Source organism: Paenibacillus sp. ALE2 (assembly GCF_054113385.1).
This window is the reverse complement of sequence record NZ_CM134213.1, coordinates 1,724,163-1,750,387: the sequence shown is the minus strand read 5'-3', so window position 1 is coordinate 1,750,387 and position 26,225 is coordinate 1,724,163. Positions and strand designations below refer to the sequence as shown.

Here is a 26,225-nt window from a genome sequence, read left to right as displayed (position 1 = left end):
GCCAAACAGCCGGAAAAGAGGCTACGCCCTCTCTCCGGCTGTTTTTGTTTATTTCCTATTCATCAAACCTTCTGTGGAACTTCTGAGACATTAACGCCTTTGACCGATTCACCCTGTTTTCTTGCCAAAACAATGTTCAAGACAATTGCCGTAATCGAGCCAGATACGATGCCGTTTTGCAGCAGCATTTTGGCAAAGCTCGGCAGTTGGTCGAACATTTGCGGCAGAACAGCTGAGCCTAGGCCCACGGCAATACTACATGCTGCAATCAGCAGATTGCTTTCTTTCCGCAGATCCACTTCTGACAAAATAGACATGCCTGATGCAGCAACCGAGCCAAACATGACGATCATCGCCCCGCCCAGCACAGCGTTAGGAATCACTGTCGTCAAGGCAGCCAGCTTAGGCAGCAAACCGAGGACGACCATAATGCCGCCAGCAGCAAAAATAACGTTACGGGATTTGACGCGAGTCAGCGAGATCAGACCCACATTTTGGGAGAAGGCCGTGTAAGGGAACGCATTAAAAATACCGCCCAACATAATCGCAAGTCCTTCCGAACGAAGTCCATTGACGATTTGCTTTTGCTCCACTTTCTGATCAATCGCTTTACCTACTGCCAGATAAACCCCTGTAGACTCGACCATGCTCACAATATTGACGATAATCATCGTACATACTGCCATAATGCTAAACTCCGGCTTGCCAAAATAAAACGGCTGCGCAATACTCACCCACGAAGCATCCGCTACGGGAGCAAAATGCACCATTCCCATCGCATAGGCAACTACAGTACCTGCGAACAGACCAATAAGAACGGAAATCGAGCGTAAAAAGCCCTTGGCTACTCGATTGACAAGCAGAATAACCAGTAGTGTAACCAGCGCCAGCAGCAAATTACGCGGCTGTCCAAAATCCGCGCTGCCCTGACCACCCGCTACATTGTTCATCGCCACCGGAATAAGGGATAGACCGATAATCGTAACGACCGAGCCGGTAACCACTGTTGGGAAAAAGCGTAATAGTTTGCCATACAACGGTGCCGCAAGCACCACAAATATACCGGACAAAATGATGGCACCGTACGCTGTCGCCAGATTTGATGTCGAAGCAATTGCGATAATGGGTCCTACTGCCGTAAACGTACAGCCCAAAATGACAGGCAGTCTACTTCCGAAAAAACGTGTGCCCATAATCTGTAATAATGTAGCAATCCCGCAAGTGAATAGATCAGCAGCCACTAGATAAGCCATCTGGGCTGGCGTCAGGTGCAGCGCTCCCCCTACAATTAGAGGGACAGCAATGGCTCCGGCGTACATCGCCATGACATGCTGGAAACCCAGCGCAAATAATTTTTGTTTACTTAACATCCCACATTCTCCTTAACGGGAGGAATTACCGTGCCAGCTTCCTCTATAAAATGGACTTCGCCCGGTGCCATGGAAGCGATACGCGCTAGAGAACGTACGGCAATACCTCTTTGCTCCAACAGTCCACGGCCTTCCTGAAAGCTCTTTTCAATTACGCAGCCAACTCCGGCCAGCTCTGCTCCTGCTTCCTTCACAATATCGGTAAGTCCGACCAAAGCTGCACCAGTTGCCAAAAAATCATCCACGATCAGCACATGGTCGCTGGCATCGAGATATTTTTGGGAAATGCTCACCTGATAGGTTTCCTGCCGAGTGAACGAATGAACCTCTGCGAAGTATACCTGTTCATTCAGCGTGATCGCCTTCTTTTTCTTCGCATAAATGAACGGTACTCCCAAAGCAATAGCAGTGGCCATAGCAAATTGAATACCACTAGCTTCAATAGTAAGCACCTTGGTAATTGGAGCACTGCCGAACAGACGTGCGAACTCCTTACCAATCTCCAATGCTAATGCTGTATCCACCTGATGGTTCAAAAATGAATCTACCTTTAACACCGTATCGGATAAAATTTGTCCCTCTTGACGAATACGTTCTTCCAAAGCTTTCATTATGCGAATATCGCTCCTCTGTACTTAAAATAGAATAAAACCTGCAAAAACCAAAAAAGGACAAGCTCCCTTGAGTCGTTTCTCAAGTGAAGCCTGTCCTTGGGGTCGTAATCCCTGACGGATTGGCGCACAAATAAAATGCCCGCATTCATCCGAAGCTGATGCGCTATCACTCATAGTCGGACGATTACAGTGGTCATCCGGTAGAAACTTTTGGGCCATATCCCCAATATTATACGAGTCATATGAAATTGATATCTTGTATACTACACCCTCTGGCGGGCGGTTTCAAGACTATTTTTCATACAAACAGCGGCATTTGGAGAACCTTCCACAATTTGAATATCGCAACAACACACCGATCCCTGTTTGAGGTATATATATAGTAGAAAGCAGATATTAAAAAACGAAAAACAATACAAAACAACATTTAAAATTAATTTTATTTTTAAATTCAAAAGAAAAACCAAAAATTATACTTCCGTTTATGTTGACTGCACAGACAAACGGAAGTAGTATGGAATTAGTTAAGAAACAAAAGGCAGTCTTTCAGGCTGCCGGGATTTCATCCATGCAAGGAGATTAGATATGAACAACTATCTTGCTGTTGATATTGGAGCTTCAAGCGGAAGACTCGTGAGTGCAACTCTACAAGGTGAACAAATTCACTTGCAAGAACTTCATCGTTTCAACAACTCCTTTACTGAGAGGAACGGGCACGATTACTGGAATATAGACAATTTATTTGATGAAATCATCCAGGGACTAGAAAAAGCCAAACAAAACGGGATTGACTCCTGTACGCTCGGCATTGACACATGGGCTGTAGATTACGTGTTACTTAATAAGGAAGGTCATCGCATCCATGAGGTGTACGCATACCGCGATGCACGCACTCTACATGCCCCCGATAAGCTGCACCAGCTCATCAGCCGAGAAGAGGTATATGAGAAAACGGGCATCCAGGAACTAAACTTTAATACCCTATATCAACTGTTCGCCCATGATCGGGAACAACTCGCCCAAGCAGATAAAATATTGATGGTACCCGATTATCTGTACTATCGCCTGACAGGCATTATGGTCAATGAAATGACCAATGCATCCACGATGCAGCTTCTCAACGTGAACACCCGAGAGTTTGATGAGGACCTGCTCTCCCTGCTCCAGCTTCGGCGCAATCAATTTTCGGAGCTGGCTGAGCCTGGTCGTGTTCTGGGCTCCATCTTGCCGGAGCTTGTTCGGAAATACGATCTTCCCGACTGTCAGCTCATCCTTGTGCCTACACACGATACCGCCTCAGCGGTTGCAGGTGTTCCATCATCGCGAGAGGAGTCTTGGGCTTATATCAGCAGCGGAACATGGTCGCTATTGGGTATGGAACGATCCCGACCCTTGAATACCGAGACAGCTATGCAGGCGAACTACACCAATGAATGGGGCGCTTACGGCACGTACCGTTTTTTGAAAAATATCATGGGCTTATGGATGATTCAGGAGGTTAGAAGAGAAGGTGGTTCTGCACATAGCTTTGCCGAATTGGCTCAATTGGCTTCAGCAGAGACACCATTTGTCAGTCTCGTCCTCTGTAACCAGTCCTCTTTCTTAAATCCGGATAGTATGACCCTTGAGATTCAGAGGTTCTGTGAAAAAACCGGGCAGCCTGTCCCACGCACACCTGGCGCGCTCGCCCGCTGTATTTTTGACAGTCTGGCCTTAAGCTACCGGGATGCTTTACATGAGCTACAACATTTAACAGACGAAACGATTACCAGATTGCACATTGTCGGCGGAGGCGCTAACAACGAATTACTATGTCAGCTAACAGCCGACCTTTTAGAAATTGAGGTTCAGGCAGGACCTTCCGAATCGACGGCCATCGGCAATATTGTCGTGCAATTAATCAGCTCTGGTGCTCTTGGAGATCTGAAAGCTGCTGGCCGAACCATAGCCAATTCCTTCCCGACTCGGCTATATGAGCCGCAACCGGTGGAAGGCATGGGAGAGCTTCTGGATCGCTGGGAACGCCTCAAGATACAAGCAACACCCCCTATTCACATATCTCAATAAAGGAGTAAAGCCATGAACGAAGCCATTGAAGCGAGTTATAACGAAGCGAAAAAGCTGTATGCCCGCCACGGTATTCAGGTGGATGACGTTTTACGGAAGCTCTCACAAATCAAAATATCACTGCACTGCTGGCAGGGAGACGATGTGCAAGGATTCCTGTTCAAAGATAAACAGCTTAGCGGGGGAATTGCCGTAACAGGTAGCTACCCGGGCAGAGCTGGTACGCCAGATGAACTACGTCAGGACTTGGAAAAAGCCCTATCGCTCATCCCCGGTAAACACAAGGTTAATCTGCATGCGATCTATGCGGATACTACAGAACAAGTAGATTTGGATCAACTGGAGCCACGCCATTTTCAGAACTGGGTAGACTGGGCCAAACAGCAAGGGCTTGGACTTGATTTTAATCCGACCCTATTCTCCCACCCTAAAGCGGAAGACGGCTTCACCCTAAGCCACAAGGACCCGGAAATTCGCAATTTCTGGATCACACACTGTAAGAAATCACGCAGAATTGCAGAATATTTTGGAAAGGAACTCGGTCAGCCTTGTGTCACAAATCACTGGATGCCGGATGGTTACAAGGATACCCCGGTGGATCGCTTGGCTCCAAGAGAACGTCTGCGGGATGCTCTGGACGAGATTTTCAGCGAGGAAATTAGTGAAGATTACAACATCGATGCAGTTGAAAGTAAACTGTTCGGCATCGGTTCGGAAAGCTATGTCGTCGGCTCTCATGAGTTCTATATGGGTTACGCCCTGACACGGGGGAAATCTATCTGTCTCGATTCTGGTCACTTCCACCCGACAGAAGTCATTTCGAACAAACTGTCCTCTGTGCTGATGTTCACCGATCAATTATTGCTACACGTCAGCAGACCTGTTCGTTGGGATAGCGATCATGTCGTGACGATGGACGACGAATTGCTGGACATTGCCCGTGAGCTCGTTCGCGGTGAACTGCTTTCCCGCACTCATATCGGCCTTGATTTCTTTGATGGCAGTATCAACCACGTGGCTGCTTGGGTCATCGGAACACGCAACACCATCAAAGCGTTGCTTCGCGCCATGCTGGAGCCGATTGAGGAACTGAAAAAAGCCGAAGAGGAAAGAGACTTCACTACGCGACTTGCCCTGGTGGAAGAGTTTAAATCCTATCCGTTTGGGGCTGTATGGGATTACTATTGCGCTCAAAACGGCGTTCCTGTTCGTGAGGAATGGCTAACCGAGGCTAAAAACTATGAACAACGAGTCCTGCTGAAACGGTAACTACTGCACTGATCATTTTATATTTATATCATCCAAAGGGAGAGATCATCCATGACTACTGTGCTGGAGAATCAAAAAGAACGAAAATCAGGACTGGATATCCCATTTGTTCGCGAGATGGCGGAAATTACGCAAAACATGTGGAAATTCGGCTGGGATGAACGCAACGGAGGAAATGTAAGCTATATTCTGGATGAAGCCGAGGTTGCCAAATATATTGATATTCACAAAGTCATTCGAACGATTAAACCTGCTTTCCCCGTGAATGAACTGGCAGGCAAATATTTTATCGTCACTGGATCAGGCAAGTACTTCAAAAATGTTATTGCCGATCCGGAAGCCAATTTAGGAGTCCTGCGTGTATCCCAAGATGGTGAGCAGCTAGAAATTTTGTGGGGCCTCGAGCATGACGCGGTTCCTACCAGCGAATTGCCGTCTCATTTTATGAGCCATATTGAGCGATTGAAGGTCGATCCTAACCATCGGGTTGTAATCCATAATCATGCCACCCATGTCATTGCCATGACCTTCATTCATAGTCTGGACGAAAACCAATTCACCAAAACGCTGTGGGAAATGTGTACCGAATGCATCGTAGTCTTTCCAGACGGTATCGGTGTAATCCCTTGGATGGTGCCAGGCTCCAGCGAAATCGGCCGTGAAACAGCGAAAAAAATGAAGGATCATCACGCTGTATTATGGCCTCATCACGGCATTTTCGGAACAGGTAGCTCCATTGATGAAGCGTTTGGCCTGATTGAAACGATTGAAAAAGCAGCGCAAATTTATATGCTGATTGCTAAGCATGATATCCAGCAACGGATTACAGATCAGGAGCTATCAGATCTGGCTAAAGCCTTTAATGTTACTCCAAAAGAAGGAATCCTGAACGTATAAACACAGGCTAATCGTATAACGCAGAACTCTATAAGGCTCCACGGCTCGTCTCAAACCAGCCATGGAGCCTTTACCGTTTTAATTTTATAACCCTTAATTCCAATGAATTAACTTGTAATTGTACTTTCCTTTATATACAATAAAATCAAAATTCCCTTATCTCCACCAAAGGAGAGGTGACAATGATGAGAAGAACAAAGAATGAAGATCACTTCGACATCGTGGAAGACCATTATTTCACAACAACCGAACTGGAAAAATCCAGTGCCATTTGGCCAGTCAGACTGGGTATGGATATTTCGAAGACAAGCTGTCATGTCGGCCCCAAGGCTGTCCCTTATTTTTATTTTATTTTTGTACTTGAAGGTCAAGCTGAGTTCATTTATAAGGAAGAGAAGTATCGTGTGCAAAAGTCTGATGTATTCTGTTTTTTTCCGCATCTTGCCCATGAATTTTACACCGACCAAGAGCACCCGTTACAAAAGGTATGGATTGCCTTTGAGGGACCGAAATCTCTGGCGCTACTGGAGCGGATCGGGATCAACCCCTCTAAGCCATTTATAGCTAACGCAGTGAGCGAGGAAATCCTCGAACTGATCTCCAACCTATTTTCCATCGTCAACGACCACAACAGACAGGGCAGCGATCTGGCCCGCTTAATTACACTACATCAGATCTTCGAGGAGTTGTCCCGCAACACATCTGGTGCTCTGTGCAACTCTGTATGCTCTGATTATTGGCTCCAGCAGGGGAAGGATTACATCGAAATGCATTATTGTGACCGTGTTACAATTGAGCAAATTGCTGAGCATGTAGGTGTGGATCGTGCGCATTTTTCACGTAAATTCCATTCTACCTTCCTTATCTCCCCCGCCAAATATTTGCAAACCCTCAAGATTAACGAAGCGAAAAGATTGCTGGAACAGACCACTTACAATCTGTCGATCATCGCCCAATCTATCGGTTATACCGACATGTCCACCTTTTCCAAGGCATTTAAGAAAACAGCAGGAATCCCACCCCGAGAATATCGCTTCCGGCATCAGTCCCGGCAAGAGATCCGCACTGCCAACGCTTAGTCGGAATCCAGCAACGATACAGGAGAACCACCATCATACGGCGGCTCTCCCTTTTTTATGACCTGATCCTAATTTGTACTTGGTTCTGAGCGCTATCAACGCTATAATAGGCATCAAACCAACAGGAAAGGTACGTGAATTCCATGCTGCGATTTAATGCTATACGTACAGGTTATCTGCTGGGCATCTCACTGATACTGGCTGCGATTATTTATTTTTTCGCCTCCAATTGGGGCGGACTGGATCGGACAGCCAAAATTGTGCTAGCTATTGCGCTTATTGTTTTGTTCTATGGCTTGTCTTTTGTATTTGCACGTGTTCGTGCTGTTCCCGGGCAACAAGCTTTTCTGTCCAATATATTTCTGCTGGCTGGCTGTGTAGCCTTCGGCGTTTCCGTGGCGTTACTCGGTCAAATTTACAACTCCCATGCAGACAGCTATGGATTGTTTCTCATTTGGTCAGTGCCGGCTTTACTGCTTAGCTGGATCACCCGCTATAATCCTTTTTATATGCTGTCTTATGTATTGATTCATTTGGGGGTATGGCTTTATTTTTATCCAACGATGCAAAGCGCGGCTTATAGCCAACTGGAATCGTTGTCCATTGCTGGAGTGTTCGCAATATTCAATCTGGTGCTATTTCTATTGACGTTCCTTCATCGTATACATTCTGCTCCACTACAATATATCAGCTTTACTGTTCTCCATATAGCTATGTTGGCGATGACCAACTCCTTTGCATTCGATGGGTATGGCCTGATCATGAATATACCGCATATCGCTGTGATTGCTTTAGGATTTTATATATTTATCAAGGTTCGGCTGAATAAAACGTTACTGACCTTAAATGCATTGGCGCTCTCGGCTTTTGCTGTCTTTAAATTTATAGAGCTGGCAGAGGCGTACTCTTCATCTTTATTCTTTGTTTTCGGTTTGATTTTTGTGGCACTGCTACTGACGGGTAACGTATGGTTTTTTCGTTATTTAAATCGTTTGGGAAAACCGTCTCCGGAGGCTGGAGAAATACCCAATGAGAACAAAGAAGATATCGCAAAATCCGATGCGCAGACAACTGTTTCCGAAGACCGCAGTAGTGAATGGATCAGCAAAACCGTATCCCGTGTAATCAAAGTGGTTGGAGTATTGATTGGCAGTATATCCCTCATTGGACTGATTATGATTAGCACGAACGTAAATCACACCGAATATGTACTGCTGAGTGTGTCTTTGCTGCTGATGATTACGATGATTGTCATACCGGAGTCCAAGCTGGATTCTGTAGTCCGTTATACACTGCTGACCATCAGCTATATTACCGGTCTGGCGGCCATTCTATGGTCAGACCAGACGTTACTTTCAGTATTATTTCTGATCGTTTCCATCGCCGGATGGTTTCGCTCCAAGGGGAAAAGGCAGCAATTTTTTGCCTATACTTTTGTAAACCTAAATATGGCGACTGTTTTATTAAAGCAGTATCAAGAATGGTATGGTTGGAACTGGACCTATGAATTCATCATCTTCGCCCTATTGGTGCTCAATGCCGTGTTATATGGGGTAAGCTACTTTGTGCTCAAGACAGAGTTAAAAGAACATCTTCGGGATAGTGCATTATTCTTCAGCTTATTGTTCCTGTTTTGGGCGACGTTTTTTGAGGATGTCATTCCACACTCCTATATGTTCATTAATATTTTTTATTTTGTTATCGTTACATGGATGGTCTTTGCCTTTATTCGTCACAAACACAAATCGCAGGCCATTACGAGCGTCGTATTCTGGTTTATTTTTATCGGCTTCAAATACTATGATTTATTGTGGACGCTGCTGTATAAATCTTTTACACTGGTGCTGCTGGGGATCATTACACTCGGAATTACCTGGTGGTTCGATCGACGAATGGCTCATAGCGGCAAAGCAGCATTCGACGCCGATCACCGCAGCTTTAGCTTTATGCGCTTAAGTCCGTTACTCATTGCCATCGTCATCGTACTACAGCTGGGGATTATCGGCTATCAGACGGCGAGAAGTGAAACCCTGCTCGCCACAGGTGCCTCCGTTAAGCTCAAGCTAGCTCCTATAGACCCGCGTTCCCTGTTGCAGGGCGACTATGTGGCACTGAATTACGATATTTCTACCCCTCCTTCCAAGGACCCTCTTCAGGAGAAGGATTGGAACCGAGGCAAAGTTAAAGTCGTTCTCACACCAGATAGCCAAGGAGTATACATCGCTGATCGTCTATATCAAGATGGTGAAGTGCTTGCCAATCATGAAATCATTCTTAACGGACAATGGAATGGTTCTCGTATTCTGTACGGTATTGAGAATTATTTCATCCCTGAAGGAACCGGGCGTACTGTTGAACAGAACGCTCGTTACGCCTATATTCGGGTCAGCCGCAATGGAGATGCGTTGCTGGAACGTTTGGTGGAAAGCTGATCTGGATTGGCAAAGGGATAGAGAGGTAGAGAGGTAGAGAAATAGCGAACGAAGCGAGGCTTTAGAAAATTCATTCTTTACAAAAAGCAGGCTGAACCAGGTTGCTCCATTACTGGAGTATAACTCGGTTCAGCCTGCTTGTTCTTTTGCGGCAATGGAGGAAAACTCCATGATAACCTTCCCTGAAAGTTTATCCTCGTTTATACCTCTCTCGACCATGCCACGATTTCTCTAATATCCTGTGGCTGAGTCCGACAACAGCCACCAATCATACGCGCTCCTGCTTCATACCACTGACGGGCACTCTGTCCGAACGTTTCTGTACAAGTATGGCCTTGCCATGTTTTGGTGACCGGGTCATATTCCTCCCCCAGATTGGGATATACCACCACCGGCTTATCCGTATGGCTGTGTATTTCGTGAATAAGGGATGGAATGAATTTGGGCAACGTGCAATTGATCCCTACCGCAGCCACCTGCTCGTGCTCATTCAGCCACTTTGCACATGCGGCGACAGACTCGCCGTTACTGATATGCTGCTCATCCTTTGCACTAAAGCTGATCCAGGCATATGTGCCGGGGAATTCCTTTAGCAATCGTGTGATAGCCTTGGCCTCAACCAGACAAGGTATCGTTTCACAAGCTAAAATGTCTGCTCCCGCCTCAATCAAAGCTTTCATGCGCGGCCTGTGAAACTCCATAAGCTGCTCCTCGCTCAGCTTGTAATCACCGCGATACTCTGATCCATCAGCGAGAAACGCCCCATAGGGTCCGACAGAGGCCGCAACCAGCGGCTTGGGACGAGTCTGCTGACTCGCAGTAGCCGTCACATCGGCCCAAAACTCATCTCGTGCCTGTACAGCAATCTGCACCGATGACTGAATAAGCTTCAATGCCTCATTTTCGCTCAGCCCGCGTTGAACATAGCCCTCCACAGTGGCCTGATAGCTCGCCGTAATCGCACAGTCTGCCCCAGCCTCAAAATAATCTCGATGTACACGCTTGATCGAATCTGGATGTTCATAGAGGATTTTGGCTGACCATAAGCTATCGTTTAGATCATGCCCGTGACGTTCTAGTTCAGTCGCCATTGCGCCGTCCAGCACGATCAGCTGAAATTTGTTCAGTATACGTTGTATCGGATTCATGCGGACCCTCCTGCTTGTCTTATCCATTTAACCCACTAACCAGGTTGGAATTAATTTTTTATATTATAGCATGTATGTTGATAAGCACCTCACATTTACATCCCGATGTAACGTATAAATTTTTTAAATTAGTTTCATAAGTTAAATTAATTAGATATTGTTCTTTTTTTCACAAAATTTTTTTACTATAAAGGTGCAAACCAAACACTTTGGCCAAAAGATCAGGGAATTGCATTGTCACATTTTGCATCGTCATTTATGTGAAAAAAGGTACAAGAGAGGGTTTTATCTATGTCTTTACTAGAAATGATTACAGCGACCTTAACAGATAACAGCATTGTTAGTTCTATCGCTTCTACCGTTTTTATTATCCTGCTCGGCTTCTTTTGCCGCAAGAAGGGGATTTTTACCGCAGCCGTAGGAAAGATGCTATCTAAGGTTGTTCTCACCGTGGCTCTACCAGCACTAGCCTTTAATTCTTTCATGCAGGATATCAATCCTACCATATTAAAACAAGGCATGAATGTCTTAATCTGGGGGATTCTCATTTATATCATTCTCATCTTTATTTCCAAGCCGTTCTTCCTGAGCTACAACAAGGATAAGCAGGATGTGCTGCGGGTACTCACTATTTTCGGTTCTACCACTTTTTTTGGAATTCCCATTGTCGGTGCCATTTACGGTCCTACCGGAGTCATGTACAGTTCCATTTTTAATATAGGCTACCGCATTTTCTTATATTCTTATGGCTATATCAAAATGAGCGGCTTAAAAATGGAGCTTAAAAATCTCAAAACTATGTTTTTGAATCCGATCGTTATCGCAACTTTTATAGGCTTGTTTGTTTGGTTGTTCCAGGGTTATTTGCCACAAATGAGTGTGGCTACAGAGGATGGAACCATTCAGCAGTTTGCTTTTCTAAGAATTGACCAAACCGCTGTCTGGCTGTTCAAGCCCATGACTTACCTTGCCGGACTAGCTTCTCCACTGGCCTGGCTATCGATTGGCTCGACTTTGGGTGAGATCAGCTTCAAATCGGCAGCTACAGACAAGACATCATGGTATTACAGCCTTGTTAAAGTTTGGCTAGTACCTATTGTGAACATCGTTTTGCTGGCTTTGTTGACTGTATCTCATATTCTGTCGGTCGATACTGTCGCTTTATCTACTATTGTCATTATGATGGCTACTCCTACAGCTACCGTAGCCGCAGCCTATGCTATCAGTTTTGATAAGGAAGCTGTACTGACTTCCAACGCTTCGCTTTTATCAACTATTACTTCCGTCGTCATGATTCCAGTGTGGATCATTACGCTCAATGTCATCGATAAAATTGGAATTTTCTAAACCAGGGGGAAAACAACATGTTAAAAATCATCTGCTATGGTGCCCGTTCATATGAGAAGCCCTATTTCCATGAGCTTAATAAATATAACTTTCAACTGACGCTGGTAGAAGAGCTACTGACCTCCAGCAATGCAGAACTGGCGCAGCATCACGATGCTGTTTTGTTAAGAGGAAACTGTGCTGCCAATCGAGAAAATCTTACAAAATTCAATAAGTACGGCATTCAATATGTTTTCACCAGAACGGTCGGAATCAACCACATTGATTTGGATGCTTGCAGCGAATTTGGAATGAAGGTCGCACGCGTCCCATCCTACTCTCCGAATGCTATTGCAGAGTTATCCCTAACGCTGGCTATGATGCTGCTCCGTCACACCGCTTATATGACTACCAAAAGCTCTTTCAAAAATTTTATTGTGGACGAGCATACGTTCAGCAAAGAGATTCACAATTGTAAAGTCGGGATTATCGGGGTCGGTCGCATTGGTCTGACGGAAGCCAAATTGTTTAAAGGATTAGGTGCTTCTGTTATCGGCTATGATGTGTACCAATCGGACGCGGCCAAGGCCGTCGTTCCATTCACAACCTTGGATGAGTTACTGGCAGAGAGTGACATCGTCAGTGTGCATGTTCCTTACCTGCCGGGACAGAACGACCAAATGATTAATGCCAGCTTTTTAGCAAAAATGAAAAAGGGAGCTATTCTCATCAACACCTCACGAGGGGAATTACAAGATAACCAAGCCATTCTGGATGCATTGCTCAGCAATCATTTGGAAGGGTTCGGAACAGATGTCTTTCCTAAAGAGGAAGAACTATTTTTCAAAGCATTTGACCCATGGCAAATGCTCCCGGACCCAACAATCCAGAAGCTTGTGGAGCTGTATCCAAGAGTTTTGGTAACCCCTCATGCGGGCTCGAATACGGTTACTGCGTTATCCAACATGATTGAAACCAGCTACGAAAACTTCCATGATATCATTACAGCTCATTCTTCGGACAATCTGGTTCCACTTCCTGTTCTCGCTATGAAATAATGCAGAAAGTCTGGTACACTCATTGGACAATAAAGAACCGCTATCTCCAGATCATACTGGAAATGGCGGTTCTTTTATATCAGGATTGATCTGATAGAGCATTAGTGGTCTTCCAACCTTGTGGTATTCTATCGATTCGATCAGGAGGCCATCGTCTACTAGGAACTGAATATATTTTTTGACTGTAATACGGGACAAGTCCACTTCTCTGGCTAAGGTTTCAACCGAAAAGGGTCCGTCCAGCTCTTGGATACTCTTCAGTATGGTAGTCATGGTCAGTTTGGACAAGTTTTTAGACAGATTTTTTGATAGATTTGGGGATAGATGTTCAGTAGTTTTTTTCGTTTCCACACCCATAGGCTCTTCTTTATTAAAATATTGATCAATGACAGCCTGATTAATTCCGTTCCCTTCCTCCATTACCGTGGCCAGACGCTGGATTTTCTCCACAGCCAGCTTAAAACGTTCGAATGTAAAAGGCTTGATTAGATAGTCCGCCACTCCATAAAAAACAGCTTCCTTCACCGTTTGGATATCCTTTGCAGCCGTAATTAAAATAACCGAAGCATGGTACTGATGCTCCTGCATATGGGATAGCAAGGTTAATCCGCTTTTTCCGGGTAAATACACGTCCAGTAATACCAAATCCGGTGTGTGTTTCTGAAGGTAATCCTGCGCTTTCTGGACGGTATCTGCTTTACCTACCACATCCAAGTTGTCCATACGCTCAATAAACTGTTGGTTGAGCTCAGCAACCATGGGATCATCCTCCACAATGAGTACCTTCATTCACTCGTCACCTCCAATGTACAGGGCAACTCTACATAGATACTTGTTCCCAGGCCAGGTTGGCTGTCAATTTCAATGATGCCCTGGTGATTATCCACCATGGTTTTAACCAGATTCAAGCCGTAACCCCTGTCCTCTCCTTTGGTTGAGAAGCCATGCTCGAATATTCTTTGTTGCATTTCGGAATCAATCCCCATACCATTATCCTTCACTTTCAAAATGAACACATTTCCCTCACACTCATAATTCAATTTCAATTCAATTTTGCCGGGTTGTTTTTTTTGTAAAATGGAGTCTATCGCGTTGTCAAAAAAATTACCCAATATGTGTATGACATCATGAACAATGTCCTGCATCTCCACATTAGAGACATTTGAGCTTTCTTCCAGTAACACCGAAATATTCTGCTCGCGTGCTTCGTTGATTTTCCCCATAATAAAACCTGCTAACGCCGGAACTTTAATTCTCTCTGTTAGAAAGCCTACTTCATTTTGATACCGGTGATTTAGCTGCTGAATATACTGACTGACCTCTTCATATTTCCTCATCTCAATCAGTCCGGAGATCACGTGCATTTTGTTCATAAACTCATGCGTCTGTCCGCGAAGAGAGTTAATATAATATTTGGTGCCACTTAACTGATTGCTAAGATGAATCATCTCGGATTGGTCACGCAGCGTAGCCACTGCCCCAAAAAACTCATTTTCTACATGTATAGGGGTTACTGTCGCAATGACTTCTATACCATTCACATAAAATGAGCGGTCCTTGATCTTCTTCTTATCATCAAACACTTTCTTGAAGAGCGCGTTATAAAAGTTGGTATCGATCTGCTCGCCAATCGGAGCTTTCTTGTCTTGATTCGCCAATTGGTACTTGGCCTTAGCTTCCTTGTTCATAAGCATAATTTTCTTATCAGCGGAAATGGCTATAATACCTTCAGAGACTTCATTTTCAATAATTACTTTTTCACGTAATCGTGTTGCTATCTCTTGTGGCTCCAGCCCAAATAAAATCGTTTTGATTTTTTGCGCCAGAATGATCGCCCCCAGAACTCCACTAAAGAGCCCCAGCATCAGTCCTCCAAAAATGGTATACTGCGCCTGCATCAAATCATGATTTAGCGTTCTCATGGTCAGTCCTACACATACAATGCCAATGACCTCATTCTGTTGATTGAATATCGGCGTAAAATAACGGTAGCCTTGACCCAAAACACCGATATTCTCAGAGAAATGTCCCTGACCGGATAGCGCCTTTCTGGCATCATTCAGATCAGAGAACGGCTTGCCAATCATGGTTTCATTCGGATGGGATAGCCGAATTAAATCATGGTTCAGTATGACTACAAAATCCACATTAACGTTATGCATGACTCCAAGCGCGTAGTCCTGGATCTGCTTTACAGGAACGCCCCGCTCAACATTACGAATCACATCGTTGTCACTGGCAACCACCTTGGCAACACCCGAGAGTTTTTCCTTCGTATTATCAAAATGCTTGTTAATCACGAAATTGCGAATGAGAAGCAAGGATATAATCAAGGAAATAATAATAACTAAAACAACCAGAATAATAATCATCAATTGTAGTGAAACTTTGAATTGTCGTCTCGGTTTCGATTTATCTTTTAACCGCAATCCTATCACCCAGCTTCTTTATCAAGCTCTCCATTGAGAAGAAGAGTCTATCTTGCCCCTATAATCCCTTTTTATTCGACATTGTTTGACAAATTACCTTCTTATTTTACAAGCTTTACGCGCCCCATTGGTGATTAACACAGCCTTTGCCTGAAATAAACAATATGCTGAATAAGGAAAGGTCAATTCTCCATAATAAGGACGTATACCTAACGAAAAGGAGGATAACGGATGATTGACAATCTCGAAAGCAATTACGACTGCGCTCATGCAGGACAAGACCTTCATCAGCTCAAGCAGGAGCTTGCCGCGCTTCAGGCACAAGGTGCCAACGACCAAGCATCTAAGGAAGCCATTCATCGGCTGGAAAATCAAATTTCGTTCATCTTGAACAAATGCGATATTAATCATTAATCGGGTCTGGCTGGTTCGGAAAAATAAAATACAAAACCGGCTTGCCTAAAAAGACAAGCCGGTTTTGTATGCTTAAGTTTATGCACAAACGAGTCCAAAATTCACAAAATTCCTCGTATCTCATCCAGCGACTGTACCTTTTCCTGCTGCATCCATTGTTCCAGACCATATACTAGCTCAGCCCCTGCATGTAAATGGACAAAATTATACGTTCCTACCTGAATGGCGGCGGCCCCTGCCATGGTGAACTCAATAATGTCCTCCACCGAGCTAATCCCGCCCATCCCGATCACGGGAATCGATACCGCCTGCGCCACCTGGTGAACCATACGCAACGCAATCGGCTTGATTGCCGGGCCGGAAAGACCTGCATACGTGTTGGCGAACACACTACGGCGCCGGTGTATATCTATTTTCATTGCAGAAAATGTATTGATCAGCGAAACTCCGTCCGCGCCTTCTTCCTCGCACATAACCGCCATCTGCGTGATGTTCTCTGCATTGGGAGACAGCTTGACAACTAGCGGAAGCGCCGTCACATTGCGCACCTGACGCACAACCTCCCGTGCTACCTCCGTCTGGATACCAAATTGCATTCCACCCTGCTTCACATTGGGACATGATATGTTCAATTCCAGCATATCAACGCCTCTACGGTTCATTGTACGGCGTTTTTGTGCATTTTCCGTAATCATAGCTACGGCCTGTACGTACTCCTCCAGATTGGAGCCGCCTACATTGGCAATAATAGCCGTATTCCAACGAGTCATGTCATCCAGTTCATCCTTCAAAAAAGCCGCCACACCCGGATTTTCCAGTCCTACACTATTCAGCATGCCTGATGCTGTCTCATGTATTCGTTGCCCCGTATTCCCTGCCTTCGGATGAAGGGTTAGTCCCTTGCCGACGATGCCGCCGAGTAGCTCAGGAGAATAAAATTCCGCATACTCACGCCCGAACCCAAACGTACCGGACGCCATGATAATCGGGTTTTTGAACGGTACACCTGCTATATTACATGCCATGGAGATCATCAAACTCCACCTCCTCCACCGGGAATACAGGCCCTTCCTTACATACCCTCCGATTGCCTCCACGGGTACGCATGGTGCAGCCCAAACATGCGCCAATACCACAGGCCATGTGTCTTTCTGTTGAAATATATAAACGGGACGATGTACCCGCCGTTTTCAGCGCGAGTGCTTGCAGCATCGGAGTGGGTCCACAAGAAAACATATTCGCATAGCGAGCCGGATCGACCTGTTCGACGATGCTTCCCCCTACCTTAACTTGCACAGATGCCGCCACGGCCTCGAACGCTTCAACCCCAAAAGCTTGCTGTGCAAACCCCAGATAAACGTCTGCATGCGGGTAATATTTTGCAGCTAATAACAATGGGGCTGTACCCATGCCTCCGCCGATTAAAGCTAAACTGCCCTCGACCTGCGGAAACCCGTTTCCGAAAGGTCCTTCCAACTGAATCTCCTGACCAGGCTGTAACTGGGAAAATAGATTGGTCCCCTCTCCAACAACCCGGTACAAAAAGGAAATGCTTTCTTCCCCGATATCATAAATGCTGATGGGTCTGGGCAGGAGTGGGTAACCATTCCCGCTGCGCAGCATGTAGAACTGACCCATTTTCCCTTTAAATTTGCCCTCTATCTTCATTACATAAATGCCCGGAACGAGCGCCACATTTGAAATTACGTTAGCCATATAACCCCTCCACTAACCACTCACTATAACGTAAAAGCAGCAACTAATACGTGACTATTTTCACATTTACAGTTGGCGTTTTGTTCCATAGCTTATGTATAAAAAAAGCGTACTCCTGTTAGAGAGTACGCTTGTGCATTTTAGCTAATCGCTTCGCGTTCCGCATTACGGCTGTTGTTGGCATCTTTGCGAATTTGCTTGCTGCGTAGCTGTCCGCAGGCCGCATCAATGTCAACTCCGTGCTCCAGCCGAACACTACAGCTAATGCCTTGTTTTTTCAGAACATCATAGAAGCCAGTGATCGACTCCGACTCACTCCGCTGATATTGACTATGCTCATCCACCGGATTGTACGGAATCAGGTTCACGTTCGCCAGATTACGGCGATGGCCCACCAGCTCAGCCAGTTCGAGCGCATGCTCCTTACCGTCATTAACATCCTTCAGGAGGATGTACTCTAGCGTAATCCGACGATTGGTTTTGTCCAAATAATAATCAATCGCCTGCATGAGCTTCTCAATCGGGATCGCCCGATTGATCTTCATAATGCGGGTACGAATCTCATTATTCGGAGCATGGAGGGAGATCGCAAGGTTGACGTGCAGATCCGAATCTGCAAATTCAATGATTTTATCAGCAAGACCACTGGTGGACACAGTAATATGCCGTGGCCCAATCGCCAGTCCTTTGTGATCCTTAATGACCCGAATGAAATCGGACAGGTTCACAAAATTATCAAACGGTTCGCCAATGCCCATTACTACGACATGACTAACCCGGTCGCCCGGACGTTCCTGGTCCAGATACAGCTGCACCTTCATGATTTGTCCTACAATTTCACCACTGGAAAGGTCACGACTCTTCTTCAACAATCCGCTCGCACAGAAGCTGCATCCAATGTTGCAGCCCACCTGTGTTGTCACACATACGGAAAGCCCAAACTTGTGCCGCATCAGTACCGTCTCTATTAGATTACCATCCTGCAAGCGGAACAAAAACTTGACCGTCCCGTCTGCTGATTGTTGCTTCACGTGCTCTTCCAGGGTTTCGATAGAGAAGTGCTCTGCCAACAGGCGAGTACAATCCTCATGAACCTCCGTCATCGCCGCAAAATCAGTAATCCGTTTGCGGTACAATGCGTCCCATACCTGCAATGCCCGAGATTTTTTATGTCCATGCTCCATGAGCCATGCTGCCAATTGGTCTAGCGTTAATCCATAAATGGATTCCTTTTTCATGTTCGATCCTCTTTTCACAAACGTTAAAATTCGTATTTCTATATATAAACCCTAGCCATCACGACTCGTCTCAACTATCATTGCATCATAGCATGTTTGAGCGCTCTGCGCTATTCAAACACTTCTTTTATTGTCCCAAATTTTAATTATGAACACAAGGGGGCAGGCTGATGAAATCCTGTCCAATAACAGCACGCAAAGACAGGATGATGGACACCGTGAATGATATGATTACAACCAAGGAAGGTGATGGGGTTGGAATGGTTGGTTCGGATCAAGAACGCACTTGATCTAATGGAAGAGAGAATGCAGCAGCCCCTCGATATCGATGAAATTGCAAAGGCGGCCTACTCGTCTCCCTTTCATTTTCAACGGATGTTTTATATGCTGACTGGCGTTACGGTGGCAGAATATGTGCGCAAACGTCGATTGACCCTGGCTGCTCAGGAGTTGAGTCTTTCTACCACCAAAGTACTGGATGTTGCGTTCAAATACGGATATGATTCCCCCGAATCTTTTTCTAAAGCGTTCCGAAAGGTACACGGTATTTCTCCCTCTGAGGCCAGAAACCCGGGAGTGAACCTGAAAGCCTTTCCGCGCATCACCTTCCACCTATCGCTGAAGGGAGACCAGGAAATGGATTATAAAATTGTAGAGAAGGCGGCGTTTACGGTCATTGGGAAGTCCATTCAAGTTACTACTAAAAACGGTGATAATCTTCGGGAAATCCCAAAATTCTGGGATCAGCTTAACGCAGATGGCACATCAGATCGCATTCATGCCTTGGGGACAGGCGACGATATACTCGGTATATGTCTAGACATGAAGCATGGTGAGGAGACGTTTAGCTACCTTATCGCCGCAGAGGGTAACGAAGACGTAGCAACCTCGAACGGATTAGAAGCCAGAACCATCCCGGCTGCAACCTGGGCCGTGTTTACATCCATCGGCCCTATGCCGCACTCGATCCAGAAGGTATGGCAAAGAATTTACCAGGAATGGTTCCCTGCCAGCAATTATGAGCATTCAGGCGGTCCCGAGCTGGAAGTGTATACTATGGGGGACGCTCATGCAGAGGACTACCGAAGTGAAGTATGGATTCCGATTACGAAAAAATAAACATTCGGACCGGCTGCCTACTGCAGTCGGTTTGATATCGTATGCTCAGGACAATTGTCCAAGCTCCTTTTTTAACACAGAATATAGCTTTGAGCTTGCCAGCTTCAGCGGTGCCTCGGTTGCTTTACACAGAAGACCAAGGGTCATATCGATCAGGCTGCCGCTTAATTCCCTGACCACTGTTCCTGCCGGGACAGGATCGACCAGAATTTGTGGCACCAGGGCAATCCCCAATTCGCATTCCACATAAGATTTCAGTGCTGTCATGCTGCCAATTTCCATCGTGTCTAGCATGGTTATTCCATGTTCCTTCATGACCATTTCAAGTTTGCGCCGATAAGGACAGATAGACGACGTAATAAGTAGTCGGTGTCCTTGTAAATCTACAGGTTCAATGTACTCCTTTTGTGCAAGAGGGTGCTGTTCAGGCATCAAAACTACAAAGTTCTCCTTAAATAAAGGTTCAAAATATAGCGCTGAGCCCAAATCCGGAGCAGAGCATAATGCGATGTCCACATCCCCTTGGAGAATACGCTCGCTTAATGTAGGGGTATTCCCAAACTCCACAGAAACCCGAATGAGAGGATAATGGGTTAAAAATTGTTTTAAAATTTCAGGTAGACGATAACTGGCAGTTGGTTCGGTCACTCCTATACGAATGTCACCTGCGGTTCCCCTTTGCAGGTTCTCCATATTTTCCTGCAATTGCTCCATATCTTTTACAATGTGCAGACTTTGTTCATAAAACATCCTGCCTGCTGCAGTTAGCTTTATTTTCTTGCCCCGTTCAATCAGTTGAACTCCTAGATCGGATTCCAGCTTCTGTATTTGCATCGTCACGGTGGATTGTGCATAATTCAGCGCTTCCGCTGCACGCATAAAACTCCCGTAATTCACAATCATCTGAAATGTTTTAAGTGCTTTAATATCCATTCTCTTACTCCCAAGTCGCTTGTTTAATTCAATTTTATTGAATTCAAAATTCATTTAATTCAATTATACAAAATATAATACATTCTCTACAATGATCTATATCAGTTTGTATTATTTGGGTCACACAAAACTAGCGAGTTGGATAAGGAGCGAATATACATGAATTTATATCAAAAAGTAGCACTGGTTACAGGTGGCGGCACAGGAATTGGGAGAGCGATATGTATGGAGCTGGCGGACCGAAAGACTACAGTCGTCGTAAACTATTCCCGCTCTAAAGACGATGCAGAGGAAACTGTACGTATGATACTTGAGCAGGGAGGACGTGCAATTGCATTACAAGCAGATGTTTCCCGAGATCAGGAAGTTCGAGCGATGATCGAGCAGATTGTTCAGCAATACGGCACAGTTGATGTGCTGGTGAATAACGCCAGCATTACACATCATATTCCGATGGACGATCTAGAGGCCGTTACAGAAGAAGTGTGGAATGATCTCTTGGATGTCAATGTGAAGGGCATGTTTTACTGTGCCAGAGCTGTAGCTCCTTATATGAAGCATAGTCAACAAGGAGCTATCGTCAATCTGGGGAGTATAGCTGGACATACAGGGCTAGGTTCCTCACTACCCTATGCAGTATCCAAAGCAGCCGTCCACGGGCTGACCAAGTCGTTAGCACGTTCACTGGCACCTGATATTCGAGTTAATTGTATCGTGCCAGGCGCGGTGGCGACCAGATGGTGGGCAGGTAGGGAAGAACAAATGAAACAACTGGCTCCTCATCTGCTGCTACAGCGCATTTCCACGCCTGAGGATATTGCCAGCATGGTCTGCTCTGCCCTCGAACAGGAAGCCATGACAGGCCAGATGATTACGGTAGACAGCGGACAAACGCTATAAAGATGCTGAGCTTCTAGGTAAAAAACAAGCCGCCTTCTTAGACAGAAGGTGGCTGTTGAGCTATCGTATACCGTCGTTAACTACGTTTTTGCCTAATGATGTTCCCACACTTGTACCCTTCACAAATTTAACAAATAAATAGCGAACAAGTGGCCCTACAATGCAGAGCTGTAGAGGAAGAGCAAACACAATATTCTTAACAACTAAAGACAAGTAATTTTTAAATAATGAGCCTCCCGAAAGACTATTAAAAAAGTAAGCCGTTCCCAAACCATAAAGTGACATACAAAGAACCATACCCATGACCATACAACATGAAAGGGATAGAATTACAAATATCTTTTTGGATTTGTCGTACGGTAACGAGAAGGCTATCTTCTTGGCTACGGGACCGACAATACATAATTCCAATACGAAAGCAGTAATAAAACATAAAATAAATTGAAGAAGCATTGCTTTTAGAGATATGGTGCCAATCAAGCCATTTGTATATAGATTATACAATGTCATGAAAACGACCATCCCCAAGCACATCATTAAACCAAAATAAAAATTTTCTTTCTTCGTTGTTGGCAATTCCATCGTCCCTTCTTTTGCTTTGCTAATTATATAAATAGTCCAACCCCTCACATAAGTGAACAATCTGTGAACGCTTCGATAAGTACCTGCTTCAGAACACAAAAAAGGCATCGTTCATTCAACGATACCTTGCATGTTTCAGTTATATTCCTCAATGATCTGCTTTTAAATCTAAGCCAAATCTCTTCAGCTCAATAAAAATACCTTCCAGGCGCTTCCCTTTTTCCGTTAACGAATATTCAACCCGCGGGGGAACCTCCGGATAAACCTTTCTTTCTAATAGACCGTTGTCTTCGAGCTCCCTTAGGCGCAGAGAAAGCGTCTTGGGACTAATTCCTTTCATGGATTTCTGAAGCTGGCTGAATCTCAGTGTTCCTTCGATCAGAAGGTCACGAATAATTAAAAAGGTCCATTTGGTTCCGATTAAATCAAGCGTTTGGGCAATAGGGCACGGCTGACCTGGTATTCCTTTCGTCAATTCAATAGGTTCTGGGACATGCATAGGAACTCCCTCCACAAAAAAATCTTCTAAACCCAATGGTATCACAATAGTTCCCTTTAGGAAACTATATGAATTAAATATCACTACTTCCATAAATGAACTTACTACATATACAATATCGTCGTAGCCAATAACGTTTTCTCTACTACGAGGAGGTGAAGAGTTGAAAAATATATTAATCATTAATGGTCACCAAAAGTATGACTCTTCTGAAGGAAATCTGAACCAAACATTGATGGACCATATGGTGCGTCTCTTAAGCGAAGAGAACAAAGTTAAGACAACGTCTGTTCAGAATGGTTATACCATCAGCGAGGAACAGGAAAAATTTATCTGGTCGGATGTGGTCATTTACCAAACACCTATCTATTGGTTCAGTGTTCCTGGATTATTAAAAACCTATATGGATGAGGTCTATGCCTACGGTGTATTCTTCACGGGTTCTCGCACATATGGGGGCGGAGGTTTATTAACCAATAAGAAATATATGTTATCGACGACCTGGAATGCTCCAGAAAAAGCCTTTAATGATCCAACTCAATTTTTTAAGGGCAATGGCCTAGAGGCAGCACTCCGTCATTTGCATTCTGCACATGCATTTCTCGGTATGGAGCCCTTAAAAAGCTTTGCATGCTACGACGTCATTAAAAACCCGAATATATATCAGTTTATTACTGATCTCGCAGTTCATTTGAAAGACGTATTCCATGAGTAACAAATCCAGCTAAACTATAGGAGGGATTCATTTGCAAAACCAAAAGATTGTGATTATAGGTGGAAGTTCAGGTATTGGTTTAGAAACAGCTAAGCAAATCATTTCGTTAGGAGGAGAAGTGATTATTGCCAGCCGCTCTGAAGATAAATTGCACAAGGCCAAAGAGATGCTGGGCCCTCGTGCAACAATATATGTGCTGGACACGACAGATGAGCAGCAGGTAAAGTCTTTCTTCGAAAAAGTGGGCTCCTATGACCATCTTGTAGTGAGCGCGGCAGAAACATCAGGTGGATCATTCCTTCAATCGGAAACGACAGATGCCCGCAAACTATTCGAAAATAAGTTCTGGGGCCAGTATTATGCAGCTAAATATGGGTCTTCCCAACTCTCAACCCAGGGTTCCATTACCTTATTTTCAGGAGTGGTGGCATACAAACCGATGGTCGGGTCCTCAGCACTTGGGGCTGTGAATGCAGCAGTTTCGAATCTTGGTCAGACTTTGGCGTTAGAGCTTGCTCCTATTCGCGTGAATGTCGTCTCCCCTGGCATTATTGATACACCTTCCCGCAGTAAAATGTCTGAAAACACGCGTAATCAATTCTATGGTACGGTGGCGAATAGGCTTCCTGTGAAACGAGTTGGACTTGCGGAGGATGTGGCACGAGGCGTATTTTATTTGATTGAAAATCAGTTTGTGACCGGGACAGTCCTCCATGTGGATGGCGGGCACATTTTAACATAAAAGCTTTGGCTAAGATCGATCAGTCATACAACAAAAGGAGGAGAACGCTCCCGCACCTCTGCTTGGGCGTTCTCCTCCTTATCTTATTCATAAATGATTTAAAACACTTTATCCTAATGATGATGAATACGACGTTTGTTTCTCAAAATGTTGCGAATCATCTTATGATTAGGGAGCTGCCTGAATAACATATGTCCTGGATGCGGATTGGCCTCAATAATCCAGATTTGACCGCTCTTTTCAATAGCAAGATCGATGCCCAGCTCGCGAACCGGATGATTTTGGTCAATCGTGTCGGCAATGATTCTAGAAAGCTCAATGACCTGGTCCAAAATCTCTTTCATTTTCGCTCTGTCATTTTTAAAAACCCTTAAAAGCACTTTGGACAACGGCGCCGCATGTCCTCCCTTCCGATAGTTGGTAACGACCTTTCGAGGTGCAGCGACACGGCCGGTTATCCCTGAAATGACCCATTCCGATTCTGGCTTCTGCATATACACTCTGGCATCAAAAATTGAACCTTTGTACTTGGCTAACTTAAGTCCTTGCTGTACCAAATAACGACGATGAGGTCTCCGATAGCTTCTAATTGCTCTTCTTACAGCGTGGGATCTAACGACTCTGCGACTGGAGCCGCAACGAACCTCATATCTCCTCCCTACCTTTTTCGCGCGTATGATGCCGGTTCCTCCACTGCCATAATTAGGCTTGATAAAGACAGTGCGGTAGGTATCCAGCATCCGTAAAGTCCTTGCATTCGTAATCCAGCGGGTTTCGGGCAAGTGCGAGCGTAAAATGGGATGTTGTTGCATTTCCTTGTATTGAATCATCTTTCCAATGGGCACGAATATCCCTCGATTCTGTTGGGTTTTTGCACACACTACATGAATATGCATCTATATTCTATCTTGGTAACGGCGAATGCCACAGTTTGCTATGTAAGAGGTAAATCTCCTACTCTCTCTAAGCCAAGTCTTCTTTGATTTCAAAGAGTGAGAGAGGGGTACTATGGGTCTTTACATGACGCCATTATTGTAAATACCTATAAAGTTAATCCCAATAATATATTGGACCAATAACAATTCTAGATATATGATGTATTAAAAAATAACGCGAGGAGGAACGATAGCATGTCTGTTTATGATTTTCAAGCAACCTCAATTAACGGGAAACCGATTGAATTGTCAGACTATAGAGGTAAAGTTCTCCTTATTGTAAACACTGCCAGCATGTGTAGCTTCTCCAGCCAATTCGCTGATCTGCAAAAGCTCTATGAAAGACAGAGAGAACAAGGTTTTGAAATCCTTGCTTTTCCTTGTAACCAATTCAATGAAAAAGAGCCGGGTAGCAATTCGGAGGTTCAGGGAACTTGTCAAATTAAGCATGGAGTAACCTTCCCATTATTTGAGAAGACGGAGGTAAGAGGCTCTTCCCTTCATCCTTTATTTCAATATCTGACCCAACAGGCACCGTTTCAAGGCTTCGATACCCAGGCCAAAGACGGTCAATGGATGAACGATTTCTTGCAGAATAAATATCCAGAAATATACGTTGGCGACGGTATCAAGTGGAATTTTTCCAAATTCCTGATTGATCGCGGCGGCTATGTAAAAGCCAGATTTGAAGTAACAACGGCAACCTGTGCTATTGACCCTGTCATCGAATCGCTCTTGTAGTT

The 26,225-nt window shown here is 44.8% G+C and carries 25 protein-coding genes and 1 riboswitch; of the genes, 13 read left to right on the top strand and 12 right to left on the bottom strand.

Annotation, left to right across the window (positions count from 1 at the left end; genetic code table 11):
* Nucleotides 1-62 precede the first annotated feature (62 nt).
* Both ACXHJ1_RS07575 and ACXHJ1_RS07570 read right to left on the bottom strand, forming a co-directional pair.
* On the bottom strand, nt 63-1,370 hold the full coding sequence (locus ACXHJ1_RS07575) for a nucleobase:cation symporter-2 family protein (RefSeq protein WP_016822599.1): 1,308 nt from the start codon (nt 1,368-1,370) through the stop codon (nt 63-65).
* Entirely contained in the window at nt 1,364-1,981 is a 618-nt protein-coding gene (locus ACXHJ1_RS07570) for a xanthine phosphoribosyltransferase (RefSeq protein WP_016822598.1), read from the bottom strand. Before ACXHJ1_RS07570 ends, ACXHJ1_RS07575 begins: the two co-directional genes overlap by 7 nt.
* A 156-nt stretch (nt 1,982-2,137) precedes the next feature.
* Nucleotides 2,138-2,241: riboswitch (purine riboswitch) on the bottom strand.
* A 328-nt stretch (nt 2,242-2,569) separates the two neighbouring features.
* Between ACXHJ1_RS07570 and rhaB the strand changes: the two genes are divergently transcribed.
* The 5 genes from rhaB (at nt 2,570) to ACXHJ1_RS07545 (ending at nt 9,728) form a co-directional block, all read left to right on the top strand.
* A complete protein-coding gene (gene rhaB, locus ACXHJ1_RS07565; protein WP_457905872.1) occupies nt 2,570-4,051 on the top strand; it encodes a rhamnulokinase in 1,482 nt (493 codons plus the stop codon).
* A gap of 12 nt (nt 4,052-4,063) precedes the next feature.
* Nucleotides 4,064-5,320: an L-rhamnose isomerase gene (rhaA, locus tag ACXHJ1_RS07560; RefSeq protein ID WP_457905871.1), complete on the top strand. Its 1,257-nt coding sequence runs from the start codon at nt 4,064-4,066 to the stop codon at nt 5,318-5,320.
* Nucleotides 5,321-5,371: 51 nt separating this feature from the next.
* On the top strand, nt 5,372-6,217 hold the full coding sequence (rhaD, locus tag ACXHJ1_RS07555; RefSeq protein WP_123797807.1) for a rhamnulose-1-phosphate aldolase: 846 nt from the start codon (nt 5,372-5,374) through the stop codon (nt 6,215-6,217).
* A 182-nt stretch (nt 6,218-6,399) separates the two neighbouring features.
* Entirely contained in the window at nt 6,400-7,296 is an 897-nt protein-coding gene (locus ACXHJ1_RS07550; RefSeq protein WP_457905870.1) for a helix-turn-helix domain-containing protein, read from the top strand.
* A gap of 143 nt (nt 7,297-7,439) precedes the next feature.
* Entirely contained in the window at nt 7,440-9,728 is a 2,289-nt protein-coding gene (locus ACXHJ1_RS07545) for a GDYXXLXY domain-containing protein (protein WP_457906169.1), read from the top strand.
* A gap of 200 nt (nt 9,729-9,928) precedes the next feature.
* Here the strand turns inward: ACXHJ1_RS07545 and mmuM are convergent, their stop codons facing one another.
* Nucleotides 9,929-10,876 carry a homocysteine S-methyltransferase gene (gene mmuM / locus ACXHJ1_RS07540; protein WP_290409693.1) on the bottom strand — a complete coding sequence of 316 codons (948 nt, stop codon included), beginning with the start codon at nt 10,874-10,876 and terminating at the stop codon, nt 9,929-9,931.
* A gap of 291 nt (nt 10,877-11,167) precedes the next feature.
* Here mmuM and ACXHJ1_RS07535 point away from each other — a divergent pair, with 291 nt between their 5' ends.
* On the top strand, nt 11,168-12,223 hold the full coding sequence (locus tag ACXHJ1_RS07535) for an AEC family transporter (protein WP_017426083.1): 1,056 nt from the start codon (nt 11,168-11,170) through the stop codon (nt 12,221-12,223).
* Nucleotides 12,224-12,240: 17 nt separating this feature from the next.
* Nucleotides 12,241-13,260 carry a 2-hydroxyacid dehydrogenase gene (locus ACXHJ1_RS07530; protein ID WP_107733697.1) on the top strand — a complete coding sequence of 340 codons (1,020 nt, stop codon included), beginning with the start codon at nt 12,241-12,243 and terminating at the stop codon, nt 13,258-13,260.
* Between the two features lie 51 nt (nt 13,261-13,311).
* Here the strand turns inward: ACXHJ1_RS07530 and ACXHJ1_RS07525 are convergent, their stop codons facing one another.
* The gene (locus ACXHJ1_RS07525; RefSeq protein WP_017426081.1) at nt 13,312-14,049 is read right to left on the bottom strand and encodes a response regulator; all 738 of its coding nucleotides are present in this window, start codon (nt 14,047-14,049) and stop codon (nt 13,312-13,314) included.
* A complete protein-coding gene (locus ACXHJ1_RS07520) occupies nt 14,046-15,698 on the bottom strand; it encodes an ATP-binding protein (RefSeq protein ID WP_457905869.1) in 1,653 nt (550 codons plus the stop codon). Before ACXHJ1_RS07520 ends, ACXHJ1_RS07525 begins: the two co-directional genes overlap by 4 nt.
* 222 nt (nt 15,699-15,920) lie before the next feature.
* Between ACXHJ1_RS07520 and ACXHJ1_RS07515 the strand changes: the two genes are divergently transcribed.
* Nucleotides 15,921-16,103: a hypothetical protein gene (locus ACXHJ1_RS07515; RefSeq protein WP_063207447.1), complete on the top strand. Its 183-nt coding sequence runs from the start codon at nt 15,921-15,923 to the stop codon at nt 16,101-16,103.
* 101 nt (nt 16,104-16,204) lie between these two features.
* On the opposite strand, the gene ACXHJ1_RS07510 is transcribed toward ACXHJ1_RS07515, so the two are convergent.
* The 3 genes from ACXHJ1_RS07510 to rlmN form a co-directional block, all read right to left on the bottom strand.
* Nucleotides 16,205-17,137 carry a dihydroorotate dehydrogenase gene (locus tag ACXHJ1_RS07510; RefSeq protein WP_430184388.1) on the bottom strand — a complete coding sequence of 311 codons (933 nt, stop codon included), beginning with the start codon at nt 17,135-17,137 and terminating at the stop codon, nt 16,205-16,207.
* Nucleotides 17,118-17,819 (bottom strand): dihydroorotate dehydrogenase electron transfer subunit, encoded by a 702-nt coding sequence (locus ACXHJ1_RS07505; RefSeq protein ID WP_430184390.1) that lies wholly within the window; start codon nt 17,817-17,819, stop codon nt 17,118-17,120. Before ACXHJ1_RS07505 ends, ACXHJ1_RS07510 begins: the two co-directional genes overlap by 20 nt.
* 140 nt (nt 17,820-17,959) lie before the next feature.
* The gene (rlmN, locus tag ACXHJ1_RS07500; protein ID WP_430184392.1) at nt 17,960-19,057 is read right to left on the bottom strand and encodes a 23S rRNA (adenine(2503)-C(2))-methyltransferase RlmN; all 1,098 of its coding nucleotides are present in this window, start codon (nt 19,055-19,057) and stop codon (nt 17,960-17,962) included.
* Nucleotides 19,058-19,306: 249 nt separating this feature from the next.
* Between rlmN and ACXHJ1_RS07495 the strand changes: the two genes are divergently transcribed.
* A complete protein-coding gene (locus ACXHJ1_RS07495; protein ID WP_430184676.1) occupies nt 19,307-20,176 on the top strand; it encodes an AraC family transcriptional regulator in 870 nt (289 codons plus the stop codon).
* 45 nt (nt 20,177-20,221) lie between these two features.
* On the opposite strand, the gene ACXHJ1_RS07490 is transcribed toward ACXHJ1_RS07495, so the two are convergent.
* Nucleotides 20,222-21,109: a LysR family transcriptional regulator gene (locus tag ACXHJ1_RS07490; RefSeq protein ID WP_457905868.1), complete on the bottom strand. Its 888-nt coding sequence runs from the start codon at nt 21,107-21,109 to the stop codon at nt 20,222-20,224.
* A gap of 159 nt (nt 21,110-21,268) precedes the next feature.
* On the opposite strand from ACXHJ1_RS07490, the gene ACXHJ1_RS07485 reads away from it, so the two are divergent.
* A complete protein-coding gene (locus ACXHJ1_RS07485) occupies nt 21,269-22,009 on the top strand; it encodes an SDR family NAD(P)-dependent oxidoreductase (protein WP_457905867.1) in 741 nt (246 codons plus the stop codon).
* A gap of 60 nt (nt 22,010-22,069) precedes the next feature.
* Here the strand turns inward: ACXHJ1_RS07485 and ACXHJ1_RS07480 are convergent, their stop codons facing one another.
* Entirely contained in the window at nt 22,070-22,585 is a 516-nt protein-coding gene (locus ACXHJ1_RS07480; protein WP_457906168.1) for a hypothetical protein, read from the bottom strand.
* 154 nt (nt 22,586-22,739) lie between these two features.
* The gene (locus ACXHJ1_RS07475; protein ID WP_064962804.1) at nt 22,740-23,090 is read right to left on the bottom strand and encodes a winged helix-turn-helix transcriptional regulator; all 351 of its coding nucleotides are present in this window, start codon (nt 23,088-23,090) and stop codon (nt 22,740-22,742) included.
* Nucleotides 23,091-23,253: 163 nt separating this feature from the next.
* On the opposite strand from ACXHJ1_RS07475, the gene ACXHJ1_RS07470 reads away from it, so the two are divergent.
* Complete coding sequence (locus ACXHJ1_RS07470) at nt 23,254-23,805, top strand: NAD(P)H-dependent oxidoreductase (RefSeq protein ID WP_457905866.1); 552 nt, start codon at nt 23,254-23,256, stop codon at nt 23,803-23,805.
* Nucleotides 23,806-23,836: 31 nt separating this feature from the next.
* Nucleotides 23,837-24,547, top strand: a complete 711-nt coding sequence (locus tag ACXHJ1_RS07465) for an SDR family oxidoreductase (protein WP_457905865.1) — start codon at nt 23,837-23,839, stop codon at nt 24,545-24,547.
* Nucleotides 24,548-24,660: 113 nt separating this feature from the next.
* Here the strand turns inward: ACXHJ1_RS07465 and ACXHJ1_RS07460 are convergent, their stop codons facing one another.
* Complete coding sequence (locus tag ACXHJ1_RS07460) at nt 24,661-25,392, bottom strand: YheC/YheD family protein (protein WP_025366187.1); 732 nt, start codon at nt 25,390-25,392, stop codon at nt 24,661-24,663.
* 285 nt (nt 25,393-25,677) lie between these two features.
* Here ACXHJ1_RS07460 and ACXHJ1_RS07455 point away from each other — a divergent pair, with 285 nt between their 5' ends.
* The gene (locus ACXHJ1_RS07455) at nt 25,678-26,223 is read left to right on the top strand and encodes a glutathione peroxidase (RefSeq protein ID WP_457905864.1); all 546 of its coding nucleotides are present in this window, start codon (nt 25,678-25,680) and stop codon (nt 26,221-26,223) included.
* Nucleotides 26,224-26,225: the final 2 nt, after the last annotated feature.

Excerpts from the sequence above, each read along its gene's own strand:
- ACXHJ1_RS07575 (WP_016822599.1), bottom strand. The coding sequence starts at position 1,370 with ATGTTAAGTAAACAAAAATTATTTGCGCTGGGTTTCCAGCATGTCATG.
- ACXHJ1_RS07570 (WP_016822598.1), bottom strand. The coding sequence starts at position 1,981 with ATGAAAGCTTTGGAAGAACGTATTCGTCAAGAGGGACAAATTTTATCC.
- rhaB (WP_457905872.1), top strand. The coding sequence starts at position 2,570 with ATGAACAACTATCTTGCTGTTGATATTGGAGCTTCAAGCGGAAGACTC.
- rhaA (WP_457905871.1), top strand. The coding sequence starts at position 4,064 with ATGAACGAAGCCATTGAAGCGAGTTATAACGAAGCGAAAAAGCTGTAT.
- rhaD (WP_123797807.1), top strand. The coding sequence starts at position 5,372 with ATGACTACTGTGCTGGAGAATCAAAAAGAACGAAAATCAGGACTGGAT.
- ACXHJ1_RS07550 (WP_457905870.1), top strand. The coding sequence starts at position 6,400 with ATGATGAGAAGAACAAAGAATGAAGATCACTTCGACATCGTGGAAGAC.
- ACXHJ1_RS07545 (WP_457906169.1), top strand. The coding sequence starts at position 7,440 with ATGCTGCGATTTAATGCTATACGTACAGGTTATCTGCTGGGCATCTCA.
- mmuM (WP_290409693.1), bottom strand. The coding sequence starts at position 10,876 with ATGAATCCGATACAACGTATACTGAACAAATTTCAGCTGATCGTGCTG.
- ACXHJ1_RS07535 (WP_017426083.1), top strand. The coding sequence starts at position 11,168 with ATGTCTTTACTAGAAATGATTACAGCGACCTTAACAGATAACAGCATT.
- ACXHJ1_RS07530 (WP_107733697.1), top strand. The coding sequence starts at position 12,241 with ATGTTAAAAATCATCTGCTATGGTGCCCGTTCATATGAGAAGCCCTAT.
- ACXHJ1_RS07525 (WP_017426081.1), bottom strand. The coding sequence starts at position 14,049 with ATGAAGGTACTCATTGTGGAGGATGATCCCATGGTTGCTGAGCTCAAC.
- ACXHJ1_RS07515 (WP_063207447.1), top strand. The coding sequence starts at position 15,921 with ATGATTGACAATCTCGAAAGCAATTACGACTGCGCTCATGCAGGACAA.
- ACXHJ1_RS07510 (WP_430184388.1), bottom strand. The coding sequence starts at position 17,137 with ATGATCTCCATGGCATGTAATATAGCAGGTGTACCGTTCAAAAACCCG.
- ACXHJ1_RS07505 (WP_430184390.1), bottom strand. The coding sequence starts at position 17,819 with ATGGCTAACGTAATTTCAAATGTGGCGCTCGTTCCGGGCATTTATGTA.
- rlmN (WP_430184392.1), bottom strand. The coding sequence starts at position 19,057 with ATGAAAAAGGAATCCATTTATGGATTAACGCTAGACCAATTGGCAGCA.
- ACXHJ1_RS07495 (WP_430184676.1), top strand. The coding sequence starts at position 19,307 with ATGGGGTTGGAATGGTTGGTTCGGATCAAGAACGCACTTGATCTAATG.
- ACXHJ1_RS07490 (WP_457905868.1), bottom strand. The coding sequence starts at position 21,109 with ATGGATATTAAAGCACTTAAAACATTTCAGATGATTGTGAATTACGGG.
- ACXHJ1_RS07485 (WP_457905867.1), top strand. The coding sequence starts at position 21,269 with ATGAATTTATATCAAAAAGTAGCACTGGTTACAGGTGGCGGCACAGGA.
- ACXHJ1_RS07475 (WP_064962804.1), bottom strand. The coding sequence starts at position 23,090 with ATGCATGTCCCAGAACCTATTGAATTGACGAAAGGAATACCAGGTCAG.
- ACXHJ1_RS07455 (WP_457905864.1), top strand. The coding sequence starts at position 25,678 with ATGTCTGTTTATGATTTTCAAGCAACCTCAATTAACGGGAAACCGATT.